At 57.4% G+C, this 915-nt stretch carries 1 protein-coding gene; it reads left to right on the top strand.

Features of this window, described 5'->3' with window-relative positions; all coding sequences use genetic code 11:
• Positions 1-915 (top strand): hypothetical protein (locus H7U37_RS15010; RefSeq protein WP_204876969.1); only part of this gene is annotated, 915 nt, incomplete at both ends.

The following is a 915-nucleotide window of genomic DNA, read 5'->3' on the forward strand; positions in this document are numbered from 1 at the left end:
ACCGCGCCGCCCTCAACGCCCCGCTGGTCTCCTTTGATTTCGATAAGGTTCCTACCGGCTCTCTGAGTGGCCGTATCTTCCGCAAGCTCTGTGAGCTGTGCATGGACCCCAACTACGGCCCCTACTACGCCGCCGGCCTGCTGAGCCACCAGGGCTATGACCTGATATCCGCCCTGGACGGCGCCATCCACCAGGTCAAAGAGGAGCAGGCCGCCCATAATCTCCAGCTCCAGGACAACTACAGCGAGTATATGGCGCAGTGCAGCGCCGAATTCTGTAAGAGCTTGTTCATGACCGCAAGACGAAATTATGAGCGCTATAAAGATGCCGTCCAGCAGTGGTATGTCATCTACAACCGCTGTGCCGAGTGCGACGACCTGCTCAACACCTTGCACAGCCTGAAAAATGAACTCTCCAAACTCTATCAAGCCTTCTTTGCCCCTCTTGTCCAGCTGCTGGACAACCTGAAGGAAACCTTTATGGAAGATCTCGTCTACCTGGACAGCCAAGCCGCCGCCCCCACCGCCTACACCCGGCGCATTTTGGAACTGGGCGACGTCCGGTCCCGACTGGAGGAAGCCGTGGCCCAGTTGTCTCCCAACGAGGTGGTCAGCAAGTTCGTGACCCACCTCCTTAAGGGCTACGACCAGTGGCAGATCGGCGACGACGGCAAAATCGGCCAGTATATCAGCCGCTATATGGAAGAGGTTTTCCAGCCCCAGATTAACCGCTCTCTGGACGATTATCTCATGGACGTCTATCCCCAGGCGGGCGGCAATGTCGACCAGCTGGCCGAAGAAATCGACCGGGACATCATTCATCGTATCCACGACTCCGCTCTGCCCATGTTCTGGTGCAATCCCACTTTTGCTCTGGATAACCCCGCCGTTACCTTCCAGGCCAGCAGCATTTCGG

The organism is Pseudoflavonifractor phocaeensis (genome assembly GCF_016901735.1).
In the GTDB taxonomy this organism is placed as follows: Bacteria; Bacillota; Clostridia; order Oscillospirales; family Oscillospiraceae; genus Pseudoflavonifractor_A.